The sequence below is a fragment of the Streptomyces sp. NPDC045678 genome (assembly GCF_056432085.1).
This window is the reverse complement of the sequence record NZ_JBWKJS010000005.1, coordinates 495,166-511,792: the sequence shown is the minus strand read 5'-3', so window position 1 is coordinate 511,792 and position 16,627 is coordinate 495,166. Positions and strand designations below refer to the sequence as shown.

The 16,627-nt window shown below is 70.0% G+C and carries 17 protein-coding genes and 1 riboswitch; of the genes, 10 read left to right on the top strand and 7 right to left on the bottom strand.

What is annotated here, in order from left to right:
* Nucleotides 1-12: 12 nt before the first annotated feature.
* Nucleotides 13-921 carry an SIS domain-containing protein gene (locus AC07DO_RS20375; RefSeq protein WP_479061361.1) on the bottom strand — a complete coding sequence of 303 codons (909 nt, stop codon included), beginning with the start codon at nt 919-921 and terminating at the stop codon, nt 13-15.
* 236 nt (nt 922-1,157) lie between these two features.
* On the opposite strand from AC07DO_RS20375, the gene AC07DO_RS20370 reads away from it, so the two are divergent.
* Genes AC07DO_RS20370 through otsB form a run of 3 tightly spaced genes read left to right on the top strand, consistent with a single transcriptional unit; the run spans nt 1,158 to nt 3,624 of the window.
* Nucleotides 1,158-2,423, top strand: coding sequence for an ABC transporter substrate-binding protein (locus AC07DO_RS20370; RefSeq protein ID WP_479061358.1), 1,266 nt, complete (start codon nt 1,158-1,160; stop codon nt 2,421-2,423).
* 9 nt (nt 2,424-2,432) lie between these two features.
* Entirely contained in the window at nt 2,433-2,705 is a 273-nt protein-coding gene (locus tag AC07DO_RS20365; RefSeq protein WP_479061357.1) for a DUF3263 domain-containing protein, read from the top strand.
* A gap of 19 nt (nt 2,706-2,724) precedes the next feature.
* Complete coding sequence (gene otsB / locus AC07DO_RS20360) at nt 2,725-3,624, top strand: trehalose-phosphatase (RefSeq protein ID WP_479061356.1); 900 nt, start codon at nt 2,725-2,727, stop codon at nt 3,622-3,624.
* Between the two features lie 172 nt (nt 3,625-3,796).
* Here otsB and AC07DO_RS20355 read toward each other — a convergent pair whose 3' ends face one another.
* From AC07DO_RS20355 to AC07DO_RS20345, 3 genes are all read right to left on the bottom strand, one after another.
* On the bottom strand, nt 3,797-5,203 hold the full coding sequence (locus AC07DO_RS20355) for an alpha,alpha-trehalose-phosphate synthase (UDP-forming) (protein WP_479061354.1): 1,407 nt from the start codon (nt 5,201-5,203) through the stop codon (nt 3,797-3,799).
* A 98-nt stretch (nt 5,204-5,301) separates the two neighbouring features.
* Nucleotides 5,302-5,700 (bottom strand): hypothetical protein, encoded by a 399-nt coding sequence (locus AC07DO_RS20350; RefSeq protein WP_479061352.1) that lies wholly within the window; start codon nt 5,698-5,700, stop codon nt 5,302-5,304.
* A 52-nt stretch (nt 5,701-5,752) separates the two neighbouring features.
* Nucleotides 5,753-6,697, bottom strand: coding sequence for a glucosyl-3-phosphoglycerate synthase (locus AC07DO_RS20345; protein WP_479061351.1), 945 nt, complete (start codon nt 6,695-6,697; stop codon nt 5,753-5,755).
* 169 nt (nt 6,698-6,866) lie between these two features.
* Nucleotides 6,867-7,014, top strand: a riboswitch (SAM riboswitch).
* Nucleotides 7,015-7,031: 17 nt separating this feature from the next.
* Between AC07DO_RS20345 and thrC the strand changes: the two genes are divergently transcribed.
* The 4 genes from thrC to groL all read left to right on the top strand — a co-directional run bounded on the left by thrC (nt 7,032) and on the right by groL (nt 11,324).
* Entirely contained in the window at nt 7,032-8,327 is a 1,296-nt protein-coding gene (gene thrC / locus AC07DO_RS20340; protein WP_479061350.1) for a threonine synthase, read from the top strand.
* Between the two features lie 117 nt (nt 8,328-8,444).
* A complete protein-coding gene (locus tag AC07DO_RS20335; RefSeq protein WP_150217764.1) occupies nt 8,445-8,720 on the top strand; it encodes a MoaD/ThiS family protein in 276 nt (91 codons plus the stop codon).
* Between the two features lie 418 nt (nt 8,721-9,138).
* Nucleotides 9,139-9,342 (top strand): cold-shock protein, encoded by a 204-nt coding sequence (locus tag AC07DO_RS20330; protein WP_005315736.1) that lies wholly within the window; start codon nt 9,139-9,141, stop codon nt 9,340-9,342.
* 356 nt (nt 9,343-9,698) lie between these two features.
* Entirely contained in the window at nt 9,699-11,324 is a 1,626-nt protein-coding gene (gene groL, locus AC07DO_RS20325) for a chaperonin GroEL (RefSeq protein ID WP_479061349.1), read from the top strand.
* A 129-nt stretch (nt 11,325-11,453) separates the two neighbouring features.
* Here groL and AC07DO_RS20320 read toward each other — a convergent pair whose 3' ends face one another.
* The gene (locus AC07DO_RS20320; protein WP_479061347.1) at nt 11,454-12,734 is read right to left on the bottom strand and encodes an esterase/lipase family protein; all 1,281 of its coding nucleotides are present in this window, start codon (nt 12,732-12,734) and stop codon (nt 11,454-11,456) included.
* Nucleotides 12,735-13,672: 938 nt separating this feature from the next.
* Between AC07DO_RS20320 and AC07DO_RS20315 the strand changes: the two genes are divergently transcribed.
* The gene (locus AC07DO_RS20315; RefSeq protein ID WP_479061345.1) at nt 13,673-14,578 is read left to right on the top strand and encodes a LysR family transcriptional regulator; all 906 of its coding nucleotides are present in this window, start codon (nt 13,673-13,675) and stop codon (nt 14,576-14,578) included.
* A 114-nt stretch (nt 14,579-14,692) separates the two neighbouring features.
* Here AC07DO_RS20315 and AC07DO_RS20310 read toward each other — a convergent pair whose 3' ends face one another.
* Together AC07DO_RS20310 and AC07DO_RS20305 are read right to left on the bottom strand one after the other, a co-directional pair.
* Nucleotides 14,693-14,959: a DUF397 domain-containing protein gene (locus tag AC07DO_RS20310; protein ID WP_479061343.1), complete on the bottom strand. Its 267-nt coding sequence runs from the start codon at nt 14,957-14,959 to the stop codon at nt 14,693-14,695.
* Nucleotides 14,937-15,782, bottom strand: a complete 846-nt coding sequence (locus AC07DO_RS20305; protein WP_479061340.1) for a helix-turn-helix domain-containing protein — start codon at nt 15,780-15,782, stop codon at nt 14,937-14,939. The genes AC07DO_RS20310 and AC07DO_RS20305 overlap by 23 nt, the downstream gene beginning before the upstream one ends.
* Before the next feature lie 128 nt (nt 15,783-15,910).
* On the opposite strand from AC07DO_RS20305, the gene AC07DO_RS20300 reads away from it, so the two are divergent.
* Both AC07DO_RS20300 and AC07DO_RS20295 read left to right on the top strand, forming a co-directional pair.
* Entirely contained in the window at nt 15,911-16,123 is a 213-nt protein-coding gene (locus tag AC07DO_RS20300; protein WP_479061338.1) for a hypothetical protein, read from the top strand.
* Nucleotides 16,120-16,350: a hypothetical protein gene (locus tag AC07DO_RS20295; RefSeq protein WP_479061337.1), complete on the top strand. Its 231-nt coding sequence runs from the start codon at nt 16,120-16,122 to the stop codon at nt 16,348-16,350. The genes AC07DO_RS20300 and AC07DO_RS20295 overlap by 4 nt, the downstream gene beginning before the upstream one ends.
* The last annotated feature ends 277 nt before the right edge of the window (nt 16,351-16,627 follow it).

Genomic DNA, 16,627 nt, shown 5'->3' with positions numbered 1-16,627 from the left:
GGTGGTGATGGATCAATGGGTGGGGGGTGCTGTCAGGATCACGCTGCGCGTGAGGTTGCGGGGGTGGTCCGGGTCGTAGCCGCGGGATTCTGCCAGGGCCACGGCGAGCCGCTGCGCGCGGATGAGGTCGGCCAGGGGGTCGACCTCCTGGCGGGCGACCAGTTCGCCGCCGACGCGGGCCACGTCCTCCGCCAGGCCTTCCGGCAGCATGCCGAACATCCAGGCCACCCGGCCGGGGCCGGTGATGGAGATGGGGCCGTGGCGGTACTCCATCGCCGGGTAGGACTCCGTCCAGGCACCCGCGGCCTCTCTCATTTTCAGTGCGGCCTCCAGCGCGAGACCGTATGTCCAGCCGCGGCCGAGGAACGTCCACTGCTCCGCGCCGACCACCGGCGCCGGCAGCGGTTCCGTCACCGCGAGTTCCGCGTCCACCGCCGCGTCCTGGACCGTCTTGAGGCCGGGGATGTGGCCGAGGCCGGCCCGCAGGAAGGCGAAGGCCGTCGTGGCGAAGCGGGTCTGGACGACCGATTCCTCGTCCGCCCAGTCCAGGACCGCCACCGAGTCCGCGGCGTCCATGACGGGCGTCTTCGGATCGGCGGTGAGCGCGAGCGTGGGGACGGTGCCCTTGAGGCGGGTCAGGAGGTCGAGGACCTCCGTCGTCGTGCCGGAGCGGGTGATCGCCACGACACGGTCGTAGGTGCGGCCCGCCGGGAACTCCGAGGAGGCGAACGCGTCGGTCTCGCCGAGGCCCGCCGCCTCGCGCAGCGTCGCGTAGGCGATGGCCATGAACCAGGACGTTCCGCAGCCGGTGACGGCGACCCGCTCACCGGGCCTCGGCAGGTCGTCGAAGGCGGCGGCCGCTTCCACCGCCCGGCGCCAGCAGGCGGGCTGGGTGGCTATTTCTTCTGCGGTACGCGACATGCGCCAAGGCTCCTCGTCAGTGCGTGCTGTGCATGAACGATGTGCTGTGCAAGAACGTTTCGAGCGACGCCATGTGCATAGCAGCCGCCGGGCGCGGCCTGCAATGCTCGGGGCCGGTGAGACGCCGTTGCACAAGTGAGACTCGGGTGGTGTAGACCTTGTGTCCGGACTCGGGAGAAAATCGCAGTTCGGCAAGGTGCGGAACGTAGAAGCAAAGCAATGAGGGTGGGACAGCTGTGCAGCGGCGCGTGACAGGACTGACCGCGGCGGTGGCCGCACTGGGCATGGCGGGCGTGCTCGCCGGCTGCGGCGGTCCGGGCGACTCCGGCGACGTCACCCTCAAGCTGGTGGCGGCCGATTACGGCGACTCCGCGGCGAACAGCTCCAAGAAGTACTGGGACAAGGTCGTCAAGGGCTTCGAGGCCGAGAACCCCGGCATCAAGGTCGACGTCACCGTCCACTCCTGGAACGACGTGGACCGCGAGGTCAAGGAGATGGTCAAGAAGGGCGACGCCCCCGACCTGGCGCAGATCGGCGCGTACGCCGACTATGCCGCGCAGGGCAAGCTCTACGAGGCCGACGAGCTCCTCTCCATCGCCACGCAGGCCGACTTCCTGGCGCCCCTCTCGCGCGCCGGCGAGGTCAACCGCATCCAGTACGGCATGCCGTTCGCCTCCTCCACCCGCCTGCTCTTCTACAACACCAAGCTCTTCAAGGACGCGAACCTCACGCCGCCGCAGAGCTGGAGCGAGCTGCAGGCCGACGCGAAGGCGCTGAAGGCGCGCGGCGTGAAGATCCCGTACGCGCTGCCGCTCGGCCCCGAGGAGGCGCCCGCCGAGACGCTGATGTGGATGCTCAGCGGCGGCGGCGGTTACACCGACAACGTCGGCTCGTACGCCATCGACTCCCCGCAGAACGCCAAGACGTTCGCCTGGCTGCGGGACGAGCTCGTCGGCAAGGGCCTGACCGGTCCGACGGCGCCCGCGGAGATGAACCGCGCGGAGGCGTTCGCGGCGTTCTCGCGCGGCGAGGTCGGCATGCTCAACGGCCATCCGACGCTGATGAAGATGGCCGCCAAGAAGGGCGTGAAGTTCGGCATGGTGCCGGCGCCCGGCATCAACGGCAAGGCGCAGGCCACGATGGGTGTCGCCGACTGGATGATGGCGTTCAAGCAGAACGGTCACCGCAAGGAGGCCGGCAAGTTCCTGGACTACGCCTACAGCAAGAAGAACGTCCTCGACTTCTCGAACGAGTACGACATCCTGCCGGTGACGACCTCCGCGTCCGAGGCGATGGCCAAGGACCGCGGTCACACGGAGCTCGGCAAGTTCCTCGACGAGCTTCCGACCTCCGAGCTGTATCCGGTGGGCAAGACGTCGTGGGCGCAGGTCTCCGCCGACATCAAGAAGGACATCGGCAGGACCGTCGGCGAGGGCGGCAACCCGAAGTCGGTGCTGGGCCGGATCCAGAGCCGGGCGATGACCGAGGAGAACGCCGAGTAGCGTGCTGGCATGAGCGTTCACGACCCGGATGAGCAGGACGGCGGCACGGACGTTCCGGACGCCCTCTCCGCGCGGGACCGTGCCGTGCTCGCCCTCGAACGGCGGCCGTGGCCCGGTCCCGGAGCCAAGGAACGTGCCATCCGCGAGGAGCTCGGGATGGTCCCGGTGCGCTACTACCAAATCCTGAACGCCCTTCTCGACGACACCCGTGCGCTCGCCCACGATCCGATTACGGTCAATCGGCTGCGCCGGGTGCGGGACTCCCGGCGCGACGAGCGCTGACGCGGCTAAGGTCGGGCCCATGGGTGACCCTACGTACTCGCAGTCGGACCTGCCCGATCCGTCCGGACAGCCCGGTCCGTCCGGTCCGTCCGGACCGCCCGAGCCCGTGACGCCCGCCGGGCGCGACGGCCTCGCCGCGCTGCTCGCCCGGCCCGACCGGGCGGTCGTCGCGCTGGACTTCGACGGCACGCTCGCCCCGATCGTCGCCGACCCGGAGCAGGCGCGCGCCCACCCCGACGCGGCGCGCGTGCTCGCCGCGCTCGCCCCGCGCCTGCTGTCGGCGGCCGTGGTCACGGGCCGCCCGGCGGGCGTCGCCGTGCGCTACGGCGGGTTCGCGGGCGTGCCGGGCCTGGAGCACCTCGTCGTCCTCGGTCACTACGGCGCCGAGCGCTGGGACGCCGTCACCGGCACGGTGCGCGCCGCCGAGCCGCACCCCGGGGTCGCGGCCGTGCGCGCCGAACTCCCCGGGTTCCTGGACGCGATCGGTGCCTGGCGCGGCACGTGGATAGAGGAGAAGGGGCGGGCCGTCGCGGTGCACACGCGCCGCGCGGAGGACCCGCAGGCCGCCTTCGAGGCGCTGCGGGAGCCGCTCGGTGAGCTGGCGAACCGGCACGGCCTCATCGTCGAGCCGGGCCGGCTCGTCCTGGAGCTGCGCCCGCCCGGCATGGACAAGGGCGTGGCCCTCGCCGAGTACCTGCGGGAGGTCGGCGCCGAGTCCGTCCTGTACGCGGGCGACGACCTCGGCGACCTGCCGGCCTTCGGCGCCGTGGAGAAGCTCCGGTCGGACGGTGTGGCGGGGGTGCTCGTGTGCAGCGGCAGCTCGGAGGTCGCGGAGCTCGCCGACCGGGCGGACCTGGTGGTGGACGGGCCCGCGGGTGTGGTGCGGCTGCTGTCGTGGATCGGTTCCCGGCTGCACTGACGGTGCGCGACTGCGGGCCGTCGTGGGCTGGTCGCGCAGTCCCCGCGCCCCTGGGTCGTCCGACCCGGAGGAGCCGGACGGTGTGGACCACCCAGGGGCGCGGGGAACTGCGCGACCAGCCCCCACCGGGTCGCAGACAGAAGAACGGCGGCCTCGACCGCCGGGCCCGGGATCAGCCGGTGAGTGCCCGCAGCTGGTCGAGGAACCACTGTGCGGGCGGCAGCGCGGTCGCCGCCGCCGCGAGGCGCTTGGTGCGTTCGGCGCGCTCGTCCCACGGCATGAGCAGGGCGGCGTGCAGCGCGTCGGCCGTCGCCGTCACGTCGTACGGGTTCACGGTGAGGGCGTCCTCGCCGAGTTCCTCGTGGGCGCCCGCCTCCCGCGAGAGGACCAGCGCGCAGCCGTCGTCGGAGACGACGGGGACCTCCTTGGCGACGAGGTTCATGCCGTCGCGGATGGGGTTGACCAGGGCCACGTCCGCCATGCGGTAGGCGGCGAGGGAGCGGGCGAAGTCGTCCTTGACGTGCAGGACCACCGGGGTCCAGCCGTCCGTCCCGTACGTGGAGTTGATCTCCGCGGCGAGCCGGGAGACCTCCTCCGTGTAGTCGCGGTAGACCGCCAGGTCCTGCCGGGACGGGTAGGCGAAGGCGACGTGTACGACGCGCTCGCGCCACTCGGGGCGGCTGTCGAGGAGTTCCCGGTAGGCCAGCAGGCCGCGCACGATGTTCTTGGACAGCTCGGTGCGGTCCACCCGCACGATCAGCTTGCGGGCCTCGCCGTCCTGCTCGCCCGCCTGCTCCCGCAGCGTCCGCATCCGCTCCTCGACGTCGTCCCGCCGCGACCGCTCCCGCAGGAAGTCCGCGTCGGCGCCGAGCCCGTGCACCCCGATGCGGGTGCCCGACGTGCCGCCCACGACCCGCACGCAGCAGTCGGTGAACGCGTCGGCCCACCGGCCGGTGAGGAAGCCGAGCCGGTCCGCGCCGAGCATGCCGCGCAGCAGCTGCTCGGCGACGTCGTCCGGCAGCATCCGGAAGTAGTCGGCGGGCGCCCACGGGGTGTGCGAGAAGTGGCCGATGCGCACGTCCTCGCGGAGCTCGCGGAGCATGCCGGGGACCAGCGCGAGGTGGTAGTCCTGCACCATGACGGCCGCCCCGGGCGCCGCCTCGCGGGCCAGCGCCTCGGCGAACGCCCGGTTGTACGTCTCGTACGCCGCCCACTGTGCGCGGAACTCCGGGCCGAAGGCCGGTTCCAGGGGCGTCTGGTACAGCATGTGGTGGACGAACCACAGCACCGAGTTGGCGATGCCGTTGTACGCGTCCGCGTGGATGCGCGCGTCGATGTCCAGCATGCGCACGCCGGGTTCCCCGACGCCGCGCCGCACCGCCTCGCGGTCGCCCTCGCCGAGCGCCGCGCACACCCACAGGGCGTCCGCCTCGTCGCCGATCGCGCTGAGTCCTGAGACCAGTCCGCCGCCGCCGCGCTTCGCGGTGAGCTCACCGTCCTCTCCGACGGTGTACGAGACGGGGCCGCGGTTGGACGCGACGAGGACCTGCGCTGCTGACGGTGCGGACTCGGAGACCATGTGGCAAAACGTAGCCCGTCCCGTAAACCCTCAAACGTACGGAGACCGGACTCCCTGAGAAGGGAATCCGGCCGCCGTGTGCCGCTGGGCCGGGTGGGTCAGTCGCGGCGCCTGCGGGCCGCGACGATCACCAGTACGCCGAGCCCGCAGAGCGCCGCCGCGGCCCCGCCGAGGAGCAGGGTCCGGGAGCTGCCCGTCTCGGCGAGCACGTCGCCGGCGCGCCGGGCCCTGGCGCGGTCGCTGTCCGGCACCTCGGAGGTCTTGGCGTCAACGCTCAGGTCGTTGCGGTACTTGGGGCCGACCGCGCCGTCGTCCTCGCTGAGGAAGCGGGTGTCGGTCCGGCGCTCGACGACCTTCGCGGCCACGACCTTCGCGGCGACGACCTCCGCGGCGACGGGCGCCGCGGTCGCGGTGAGGAACCCGGCGGCGACCGTGGCGGCGGCGAGCGTCAGCACGCCCGCCCGCCGCACGACTCTCAGGGCATCTTCTGCCCACATGCATCTGACCCACATAAAGGGAAATGTAGGCAAAGCGCATGATATTCGGCTGTTACGCCACGCGACGGTGCGCATACTCGGAGATATCGGCCATCGGCGGCCGCTCCTCCGTGTCCACCGGGTGGGTCCTCGGCTCGAACCCGTGCTCCCCGCGGACGAACTGCGTGAGCTCGGGACGTACGAGATGACCGCGCGCCAGCCGCACCTGCGCCGTCCGGTAGATCGCCGCCGCCATCCGCCCGAGCGCCTGCCCGTCCTGGTGCCGGTGCCTGCGCACCCCCACGTCGACCTGCGCCAGCGCGTCCAGACCCACGGTGTGCAGCGCGTCGACGAGCAGGCCGAGCTCCACGCCGTACCCGACGGGGAACGGCAGCCGTTCCAGGAGCGACCTGCGCGCCGCGTACTCGCCGCCCAGCGGCTGCACGAACCCGGCGAGCCGCGGCCAGTGCATGTTCAGGAGCGGCCGCGCCATCAGCTCCGTCACCCGGCCGCCCTGCCCGTCCGCCCCCGCGAGCGGACGGTCGTACATCGCCTTCACGAACGCCACGTCCGGGTCGGTGAGCAGCGGGCCGACTATCCCGGCGACGAAGTCCGCCGAGAACTCCTTCAGGTCCGCGTCGACGAACGCCACGATGTCGCCGCTCGTCGCGAGCAGCGAGCGCCACAGCACCTCGCCCTTGCCCGCGACGGCCGGCAGGCGCGGCAGGATCACGTCGCGGTGGACGACCTTGGCGCCCGCGGCGGCGGCGACCTCCGCCGTACGGTCCTTCGAGCCGGAGTCGACCACCAGGAGCTCGTCGACCAGCGGAACCTTCTCCATCAGCTCGCGGCGGATCTCGGCGACGATCTCACCGACCGTCCCCTCCTCGTCGAGCGCGGGCAGTACGACGCTCACCGACGCGCCGCCCGTCCTTTTGGCGGCGGCCAGCAGGTCCCGCGGGCGGTCGGCGACGGACCAGGAACGCCTGCTCAGCCAGTGCTCGACCTCTTCCAGCACGGTCGTGGTCCTCCCATATGTGATCCATCTCGCGGTTCGGACGACTATCTCAAGGGTCCGGGGCTTCGGTTACAGTCTTGAACAACGCCGGTGGCCATCGCATGTCGGGGTCACCACCGCGTTCTCGGACAAGATCTGAGATTCACAACTGAAACCCATAATCGAATACCGCTCATCCAGAGGGGCAGAGGGATACGGCCCGTTGAAGCCCCGGCAACCACCCAGTCGGTCTCGCGCAGACAAGCGCAGCGAGGCTCCCGGCTGGCGAAGGTGCCAATTCCGTCTCGCGGCGAGATGCGTCGCGAGGAAGATGAGGAGAAAGGGCCTCGCCTCCATGGCTGTGCAGACTGTCGCCACCGAAAGCACCACCTCTTCCGTAGACCTCGGGCCCGCCTCCGGCCTCTCCTGCCGTGAGTGCGGCACCAAGTTCCCGCTCGGCCCGATCTTCGCCTGCGCCGAGTGTTTCGGGCCCCTCGAAGTCGCGTACGACCTGCCGCTCGGCGACCCGGAGGCCCTGCGCAAGCAGATCGAGGCCGGCCCCGCCAACATCTGGCGCTACGCCCCGCTCCTGCCCGTCCCCGCCGACGTGGCCGACAAGCCGAACCTGAACCCCGGCTGGACCAAGCTCGTCAAGGCCGACAACCTCGCCAGGGAACTCGGCGTGCAACAGGGCAAGTTGTTCGTCAAGGACGACTCCGGCAACCCCACGCACTCCTTCAAGGACCGCGTCGTCGCGCAGGCGCTCGAAGCGGCGCGCGCCTTCGGCTTCACCACGCTGTCCTGCTCCTCCACGGGCAACCTCGCCGGCGCGGTGGGCGCCGCCGCGGCCCGCGCCGGCTTCCGGTCCTGCGTGTTCATCCCGCACGACCTGGAGCAGGGCAAGGTCGTCATGGCCGCGGTCTACGGCGGCGAGCTCGTCGGCATCGAGGGCAACTACGACGACGTGAACCGCTTCTGCTCCGAGCTCATCGGCGACCCGCTGGGCGAGGGCTGGGGCTTCGTCAACGTCAACCTGCGGCCGTACTACGGCGAGGGCTCCAAGACCCTGGCGTACGAGATCTGCGAGCAGCTCGGCTGGGAGCTCCCCGACCAGCTGGTCATCCCGATCGCCTCCGGCTCGCAGCTCACGAAGATCGACAAGGGGCTCAAGGAGCTCATCGCCCTCGGCCTCGTCGAGGACAAGCCCTACAAGATCTTCGGCGCGCAGGCGGAAGGGTGCTCGCCGGTGTCGGCGGCGTTCAAGGCGGGCCACGACGTGGTCCGTCCGCAGAAGCCGAACACGATCGCCAAGTCCCTCGCGATCGGCAACCCGGCCGACGGGCCGTACGTGCTGGACATCGCGCGGCGTACGGGCGGTGCGGTGGAGGACGTCGACGACGAGCAGGTCGTCGACGCGATCAAGCTTCTCGCCCGCACGGAAGGGATCTTCGCGGAGACCGCGGGCGGGGTGACGGTGGGCGTCACGAAGAAGCTCGTCGAGGCGGGCCTCATCGACCCGTCCCTCACCACGGTCGTGCTCAACACGGGGGACGGCCTCAAGACGCTCGACGCTGTCGCCGAGACGTCGCAGGCCACCGCCACGATCAAGCCGAGCCTTGAGGCGTTCCGCTCCGCGGGGCTCGCCGGTTAGTCGCCGTAGGGCCCTGTGTCCGCCGCCGGCTGCGGGCCCGTGGTCCGTCCTCGCGCAGTTCCCCGCGCCCCTTCCAGGGGCGCCTCTCTCCGCCCCCGTACTTCTGAGGTGAATCCGATGAGCGTCAACGTCCGTATCCCCACCATTCTCCGCACCTACACCGGCGGCAAGGCCGAGGTCGCCGCTGAGGGGGCGAACCTCGGGGAGGTCATCGCCGACCTGGAGAAGAACCACACCGGCATCGCCGCCCGCGTCCTGGACGACCAGGGCAAGCTGCGCCGCTTCGTCAACGTGTACGTGAACGACGACGACGTCCGTTTTGAGCAGGGTCTGGAGACGGCCACGCCGGACGGCGCGGGCGTCTCGATCATTCCCGCCGTCGCCGGCGGCTGATCTTTTCGCAAGCACCCTGCGTTATCTGAATTGCCCCCTCCGCGAGAGAAACGGAGGGGGCAATTCTGCATGGTTGAGCGCGGTACAGTTGGGAAGCACGCTCCGCCACTCTTGCCGAGCGCATATACGAAGTCGGCCTCTTGCCGACAAGAAGCAGCCAAAGAGCACCGCCCATTTGAACCTTTTGCGGCTTTTGCCTGGCCCGACTTGCCCTGAATTCGGACGGAATCTCCGTATATTACCGATCGGGCGTGCCCAGAATTCTCGTCCGATTGACCTGTTGCAGACGGCAGTTGGACAGATACATTCAGCGGCGGTCGACGCGTTCCGGCGCACACCCCTACCAGTGGGGGGTGAGGTCTGACCCGGGTCCGCGAAGTGCGGTCCTGTGCAAGGGCCAGTAATAGGGGAGTTAGGCATGGCTCAGGGCACCGTCAAGTGGTTCAACGCGGAGAAGGGGTACGGCTTCATCGCGGTCGACGGTGGTGCGGATGTTTTCGTCCACTACAGCGCGATCCAGATGGACGGTTACCGCACCCTTGAAGAAGGTCAGCGAGTCGAGTTCGAGATCTCGCAGGGCCAGAAGGGTCCGCAGGCGGACATGGTCAAGCTCGCCGTCTAGCTCGGCGCGATCGACCACCGAAGCAAGCATCGCGAGGGGCTCGTATCCCAACTGGGATACGAGCCCCTCGTGTGTGCCCGGCCCGACCGGGGTAGGTCCGGGACCGGCCCCCGGGATCCTCCCGGGATCTCCCTGGGTTCCTCCCCGGGATCCATGAGAGGCGCTTGCACTCGCAGGGGTCGAGTGCTAATCATTGGGCTTAGCACTCTCCCAGTGAGAGTGACAGAACTTGGGTCGGGTCGGTGAGGCCCGCAGGCCGGGTGGGGCAAGGAACCACAAGGGCTGCAGGCCGTCCGTCGCGGGCACCAGCACGATCCGTTTTTGCGTTTCCACCCCGTCCGGGAGGACCACTTCACATGGCCAAGATCATCGCGTTCGACGAGGAGGCACGGCGCGGCCTCGAGCGCGGCATGAACCAGCTCGCCGACGCCGTCAAGGTGACCCTGGGCCCCAAGGGTCGCAACGTCGTCCTCGAGAAGAAGTGGGGCGCCCCCACGATCACCAACGATGGTGTGTCCATCGCCAAGGAGATCGAGCTCGAGGACCCGTACGAGAAGATCGGCGCCGAGCTGGTCAAGGAGGTCGCGAAGAAGACGGACGACGTCGCCGGTGACGGCACGACGACCGCGACCGTCCTGGCCCAGGCCCTGGTGCGCGAGGGTCTGCGCAACGTGGCCGCCGGTGCCAACCCGATGGCCCTGAAGCGCGGCATCGAGAAGGCCGTCGAGGCCGTCTCCGGCGCCCTGCTCGAGCAGGCCAAGGACGTCGAGACCAAGGAGCAGATCGCTTCCACGGCCTCCATCTCCGCCGCCGACACCCAGATCGGCGAGCTCATCGCCGAGGCGATGGACAAGGTCGGCAAGGAAGGCGTCATCACCGTCGAGGAGTCCCAGACCTTCGGTCTGGAGCTGGAGCTCACCGAGGGTATGCGCTTCGACAAGGGCTACATCTCGGCGTACTTCGCCACCGACATGGAGCGTATGGAGGCGTCGCTCGACGACCCGTACATCCTGATCGTCAACTCGAAGATCTCGAACGTGAAGGACCTCCTTCCGCTCCTCGAGAAGGTCATGCAGTCCGGCAAGCCGCTGCTGATCATCGCCGAGGACGTCGAGGGCGAGGCCCTGTCGACCCTGGTCGTCAACAAGATCCGTGGCACCTTCAAGTCCGTCGCCGTCAAGGCCCCGGGCTTCGGTGACCGCCGCAAGGCCATGCTCGGCGACATCGCCATCCTCACCGGTGGCACCGTCATCTCCGAGGAGGTCGGCCTCAAGCTGGAGAACGCCGGTCTCGACCTGCTCGGCCGCGCCCGCAAGGTCGTCATCACCAAGGACGAGACGACGATCGTCGACGGTGCCGGTGACAGCGACCAGGTCCAGGGCCGCGTCAACCAGATCCGCGCCGAGATCGAGAACAGCGACTCGGACTACGACCGCGAGAAGCTCCAGGAGCGCCTGGCGAAGCTCGCGGGCGGCGTGGCCGTCATCAAGGCCGGTGCCGCGACCGAGGTCGAGCTCAAGGAGCGCAAGCACCGCATCGAGGACGCCGTCCGCAACGCGAAGGCCGCCGTCGAAGAGGGCATCGTCGCCGGTGGTGGCGTCGCTCTCCTCCAGGCCGCCTCGGTCTTCGAGAAGCTCGACCTGCAGGGTGACGAGGCGACCGGCGCCAACGCCGTGAAGCTCGCCCTGGAGGCCCCGCTCAAGCAGATCGCCGTCAACGGTGGCCTCGAGGGTGGCGTCGTCGTGGAGAAGGTCCGCAACCTCACCGTCGGCCACGGCCTCAACGCCGCGACCGGCGAGTACGTGGACATGATCGCCGAGGGCATCCTCGACCCGGCGAAGGTCACGCGTTCCGCCCTGCAGAACGCCGCGTCCATCGCCGCGCTGTTCCTCACCACCGAGGCCGTCATCGCCGACAAGCCCGAGAAGGCCGGCGCTGCCGCCGCCCCGGGTGGCATGCCGGGCGGTGACATGGACTTCTGATCGACCTCTGGTTGATCACTGTCCTGACGTACCGAGGGCGGCACCCCTTCTCAGGAAGGGGTGCCGCCCTCGGGCGTTTTCCGCGCCGCGGCAGGTGGTTCCCCGCGCTGCGGCAGGCGGGTGGTTCGGTTACGGCAGGCGGTCCAGGATCCAGGTGCAGAGTTCCTCGGTGACCAGGGTGTGGGGCTCGTTCCGGGAGGCGCAGAGGAATTCGTCCAGTTCGCTCTCCTTCTCCGCCGCGGCCGTCACCGGCTCGTACAGCTTCTCGTGCGTGTCGATGTCGCGCAGGGCGATCGCGCTGACCGTCGGCACGAAGCAGTGTTCGCGGATGTCCGCATCGGAGCGGAGGCCGATCAGGGCCGGAATCTTGTTCAGCTCGTCGGCGAGGATGCCGAAGCCTTCCAGGGTGCCGCCCGGCGCCCCGTCGATCTCCGGCAGCCCCGACGTGTTGACGTGCGGCCGACGCAGCGTCACCACCCGCAGCTGCGCGACGAGTTCGTCCTCACCCGCGGACTGCGTGTACAGCCGCGTGCCGGTGATCGCCAGCCCCTTCCCGTGGAACGCCTGCTCACCGGGCCGGATCCCGTTGCTCTCGCCGATGCGCACCCCGTTCGCCACGCCGATCTTCTTGGGCCGCGACGGCCACCTGCCCACCCGGTCCAGCTCGGCGAGGAACGTGCCGCGCTCCTTGTCGGTCTCCGGGGTGTCACCCCACTCGCTGATGTGCTGCCACAGCAGCTGCCGCGCGGCCGGGCTGTTCATCTGGTTCGAGAACGCGGCGTTGAGGCTGCGGATGTAGTGCGCGAACGCCTGCAGCGCTATCGGGATCCACGCGCCGCGGTGCGGGCTGTCGTACGAGAAGTACAGCGCGGTCTGGTGGTCGTTCGCCTGCCCGCCCTCGTGCTCCATCTTCGCCAGCGCGTACCGCGTGACGAGACCGCCCATGCTGAACCCGCCGACGGTCAGGGGGTGGTCGCCCGTGCGGCGCGCGATCGCCTCCAGGATGGCGGCCCTCGCGACCTCCGCGTTCTCCAGGATCGACGCGCTGCGCTCGTCGTACCCGACCAGGACGACGTCGCGCCCGCGGTTGCGCAGCTCGCTCACGAACGCGTACGGGCCGCGCTCCATGATCTCCCACGAGAAGTTGAGGTCGCTCGGCCCCGAGCTGAACCCGTCGCCGATGATCACCGGGCGGGTCAGGCCCTTCTCCTTGTCGGCGAGGTACACCCAGGCGGTGCCGCCGGGCAGCGCCCACTCGTCGTCGGGCGCCGGTGCCTCGGCGGGGGCCTCCCGCGCCTCCCTCGGGCCGGGGGCCAGGGTGATGCGGGCGGCGGCCCCGATCGCCTCGGCGATCTCGCGCTCGTCCAGTTGCTCCAGGTCGGGCTGAGTGGGCTCGTTGGAGTCGGTCATGGAGGTCCCCTCCGGTCGTGTCCGGTCGTGCCGCTTCGATGACGTGGGGTGCCATCATCGGCACGCGCCGTGATCAGGGGTGACGCCTCAGCGCCCTTTCGGACAGCTCGCGTTCGGCCGTTCCCGTACGGGGCTCGGGAAGGGCCGGGGCGGTTGGGCGGGGGTGACCGGGCGGTACGGGGCGGGGGCGCGCCGGGAAGGGTGGCGCGTCGGCCACGCGCGGGCGGGGCGAGGGGCGTCGGCCGCCCGCCCGGCGGGGAAAGTATGTCGCGAAGACGACGCGGGGGCGGTGCGCGCCGTGTCGGTCGGCGTAGTCGGCCACGGTCTCGGGTGCCCGCCGTGCGAGATCCTCGAATTCCCCCTCCATCGTGCCCTGGCGGTGTGCCGTCGGACCGTCGGAGCGGTCATGTGCGCGTCCTTTCCCGGGGGCGGGCTGCGGCTGTGCGTACCGCCGCGGCGTGGGCGCGGACCGCCGTCGGTGGCAGGGACGGTCCGTGGCCGGGGTGCGGTTCGCCGCGAGTGGACCGGGCTGGGCAGCCCGGCTGTGAGCGCACGGAGCACGTCCGGCTCTGTGGCGCCTCGCGCGAACCACGTCGTGACCAGCGGTGCCGCGGGTGATCCAGCGGACACTGCCGCTGCCGCTCACGTCCGGGAGGGGGGTGGGTTGAGGCCCGCCTCCCGGTCCACTGAAAGAGGTCTCGGGGTCCCAGACTTGAGCGCCGGGCGGGGACTTCGAGGGTTGCCGGGTCCGTCGTTGGCGGAAGTGCGGGCCGCCGCAGTATTTGACGCATGCGATTGGTGCGAGGTCGCGGGTGTGTATGACGGGAGCAGGAATAGGGCCTTAGGAATTTCCGATGCCCCGATAGGGATTCCCTTTCGCCCCTTTGTCGAGCGTGTGGAATTCGGCTGTTTATGATGAGCGTCGGAGGTAGCTCGTCATGCGCGTGGAACAGTTGGAATACCTGGCGGCAGTCACACGGCTGGGGTCCTTGCGCCGCGCCGCCGAGGTACTGCACCTGTCACAGCCGGCGCTGAGCCAGACCCTCCGCAACCTGGAGCGCGAACTCGGGGTGGAGCTCCTGGAACGCAAGCGCTCCGGAGCGAAGATCAGCGACCAAGGGCGCGAACTGCTGCCGCACATCGCCGGGGTGCTGGACGCGGTCGACCGGCTGCGCCAGGCCGCCGACGAGCAGTATCAGATGGGCCGCAGGCTGCGGCTTGGCACGGTCAACGCGGCCACGGTCACGTTACTGACGCCGGCCATTCGTGAATTCCGCGCCTCTCACCCCTCCATCGAGGTGGAGGTGGTCGCGGAACGGCATGACGGCATCCAACGGCACCTTGCCGAGGGCGGGTTCGATCTCGGGTTGGTCAGTTACCTCCGAGGCGACGATCTTCCGCCCGGCCTGCACACCACCGAACTGCTGCGCGGGCATCCGGTCGTCTGCGTACGTCCCGACAGCCCCTTGGCCGCACGCAAGGCTGTCTCCATCACCGACTTGCTGGGCGAGCAGTTGATTGTGATGCGTTCCGGTTATGTCATGCATCGCTACATCCACCGGCTTCTGAGTGGCCGTACGTCGTCCTTCTCCTATTCGGCCGACGGTGCCGAGATGTGCAAGCTGATGGTGGCCGAGGGCCTCGGCACGACCGTCCTGCCCGACTACAGCGTGCTCGGCGACCCCTTGGAGCGCAGCGGCGCGATCGCGTGTCGTCCGTTGGCCGACGACTCCACCGAGCTCCGCGTCATGATCCAGCGACGCCACGCACATCCGGTTCCCACGGCGGCCCGGGAATTGCACGCCATTCTCGTGCGCCGGGCCGCGGAACGGCGCAGACGCTGACCTCGCGGGCCCGCGTACGGGGGCGTGTTGGGCGTGGTGGGGGGCGTTCGGCACCCGCCTTCGCAACTTTTCCGAAGTAGGTGCCGGGCGCCCTGGGCCCACCGAGGCCTCCGGTCAGCTGTTCTTGAGTTCCGCCACGAACGCGGACCAGCTCGCGGTGCGGAAGGTGAGGTGGGGGCCATGGGGGTTCTTGGAGTCGCGGACGGGGACGAGGCCCCCGTGGTGCCCGTCGGCGACCTCGAGGCAGTCGCCGCCGTCTCCGGCGCTGTGGGTGGACTTGCGCCAGCGGGCGACCTCCAAGCAGTTGCCGCCGCTGCCGTCGCTGTAAGTGGACTTGTGCCAAGTAGCTGTGCTCAGGTCATGCTCGGGGATGGTCCTCATGGGCGTAATCCTCTGCCACTGATTCCAGCAAGGCCAGGGATTTCGCCGGTGACAGTGCGATGGCCCCGAGGAAATCGTAAGCCAGTTCGTGGTGGGCCACGATGCCTGGGTGGTCTTCCAGCCGTCCCGTTCCGGGGCCTTCGAAGTACACAAGTGGGGGCGCGTCCTCGAAGGCCATCAGCTTGACGGCGCCGCCCATCGATGAGTGCGCGCCAGCGCCAAATGGCAGTGCCTGCAGAATGATTCTGTTTCCCCGGGCGAGCCCGGCAACATGCTGCAGGGCAGCGGACATCACGGCGCAGCCTCCTACCTCGCGGCGCAGGACGGCTTCGTCGAGCACCACCCACAACAGGGGTGTTGTTGGATCGGCCAGTAGGCGGGCGCGTTCCAGTCGGGCAGCTACGAGGTCATCGATCACCGCCTCCGTTGCTGTCGGCTGGTAGGCGCGGAACACCGCCCGCGCGTACTCCGGTGTTTGTAGTAGCCCCGGCAGCAGCTGTGGCGCGTACTCTCTGATCACCGTTGCCACCGCTTCCGCCTCCGCCGCCTCCGCAAAGTGGTCCGGGTACTTGGACTTGGCGATGGCCTGGCAATTGCGGGCGAAAAACCCCTCCGTGCCGAGCTTCTCGTCGAAGTACACCGCGTACTCCATGTGCATCCGCCGCGTCCCCGCCTCCAGCTGCCCGATGAACGAACCGCTCACGAAGAGCGGCGCCCCCAGCGCCTCCTGGCTGAGGCCCGCCCGTTCGCGGGCATGGCGGAGTTCGCAGCCCAGCAGGGCCCGGGGGTTGGAGGAGGGGTCGAGGTCTTTGGGACGGGTCACGGGCGGCACCTCCGCAGGGGCGGCGCCCGGACACGGAGGGGTGTTGGGTCGCCAAGGCTTTTAAGGCTACGCAGATGCGGACACGCTGGGTGATGAAACGGCAACACTCGGTGTGAGAGGCAGTGGTCATGGCGCTGACGGCGGAGGAACGGTTGAGGGCGGCGGAGGAAGCGGTACGGCAGCTGCGAGGAGGCCTCGCGGAAGTGGGAGTCACCCTGCCGTCGCTGCGCGTGGACCCGCTGACCGCGGCGGGCGACGGCACGCTCCCCCTCGTGGAGTTGGGGCGCTGCAACCTCGACACGGCACTGCGGCTGGCCGCCGCGCTGGAGGCGTCGCGGTGAGCGAGGACCCGAGCGTGCCGGAGACGGGCACGTACGCGATCGACTACCGGGACGGCAGCGTCGGGGAGGTCATGGGCTGTGAGGGAGGGCTCGTGCAGCTGAGACCGGTGGGCGGCGGGAGGGAGTGGGACTGCCCGCCGGCGTCGATCGGTGACGCGCCGCCGGGGGAGGTCCTGAGGGAGCGCGTGCGCGAGCTGAACCGGCGGGTCCAGGCGCGGCCCCGGTGAGCGGTTCGCCGCCAGAGGCGCTCGCGGCGCGGGGTGAGCACGGCAGGGTTTCCCCGGCTGAGGCCGGGGCCGACCTGGACGGCCGGCGTACTGCACACGGCGTCGCCCGCGGTGGTGACGCCGCTGCCCTTGCCGTCGCCTTCGAAAAGGTCCGCCAGGGTTCCGCCATGCCGACGGTGGGACCGTCACGGTGGCGGGGGGGGGGGGGGGGGGGGGGGGGGGGGGGGGGGGAGGGGGGCGGGGGGGGGGGGGAGGGGAGAATAGAAGGAGGGAACAG

What these genes read in the sequence shown, in the direction of transcription:
- thrC (WP_479061350.1), top strand. Translation starts at nt 7,032, where the DNA reads ATGGCTGTGCAGACTGTCGCCACCGAAAGCACCACCTCTTCCGTAGAC.
- groL (WP_479061349.1), top strand. Translation starts at nt 9,699, where the DNA reads ATGGCCAAGATCATCGCGTTCGACGAGGAGGCACGGCGCGGCCTCGAG.
- AC07DO_RS20365 (WP_479061357.1), top strand. Translation starts at nt 2,433, where the DNA reads ATGAGCGTTCACGACCCGGATGAGCAGGACGGCGGCACGGACGTTCCG.
- AC07DO_RS20315 (WP_479061345.1), top strand. Translation starts at nt 13,673, where the DNA reads ATGCGCGTGGAACAGTTGGAATACCTGGCGGCAGTCACACGGCTGGGG.
- AC07DO_RS20335 (WP_150217764.1), top strand. Translation starts at nt 8,445, where the DNA reads ATGAGCGTCAACGTCCGTATCCCCACCATTCTCCGCACCTACACCGGC.
- otsB (WP_479061356.1), top strand. Translation starts at nt 2,725, where the DNA reads ATGGGTGACCCTACGTACTCGCAGTCGGACCTGCCCGATCCGTCCGGA.
- AC07DO_RS20355 (WP_479061354.1), bottom strand. Translation starts at nt 5,203, where the DNA reads ATGGTCTCCGAGTCCGCACCGTCAGCAGCGCAGGTCCTCGTCGCGTCC.
- AC07DO_RS20350 (WP_479061352.1), bottom strand. Translation starts at nt 5,700, where the DNA reads ATGTGGGCAGAAGATGCCCTGAGAGTCGTGCGGCGGGCGGGCGTGCTG.
- AC07DO_RS20330 (WP_005315736.1), top strand. Translation starts at nt 9,139, where the DNA reads ATGGCTCAGGGCACCGTCAAGTGGTTCAACGCGGAGAAGGGGTACGGC.
- AC07DO_RS20320 (WP_479061347.1), bottom strand. Translation starts at nt 12,734, where the DNA reads ATGACCGACTCCAACGAGCCCACTCAGCCCGACCTGGAGCAACTGGAC.
- AC07DO_RS20375 (WP_479061361.1), bottom strand. Translation starts at nt 921, where the DNA reads ATGTCGCGTACCGCAGAAGAAATAGCCACCCAGCCCGCCTGCTGGCGC.
- AC07DO_RS20310 (WP_479061343.1), bottom strand. Translation starts at nt 14,959, where the DNA reads ATGAGGACCATCCCCGAGCATGACCTGAGCACAGCTACTTGGCACAAG.
- AC07DO_RS20300 (WP_479061338.1), top strand. Translation starts at nt 15,911, where the DNA reads ATGGCGCTGACGGCGGAGGAACGGTTGAGGGCGGCGGAGGAAGCGGTA.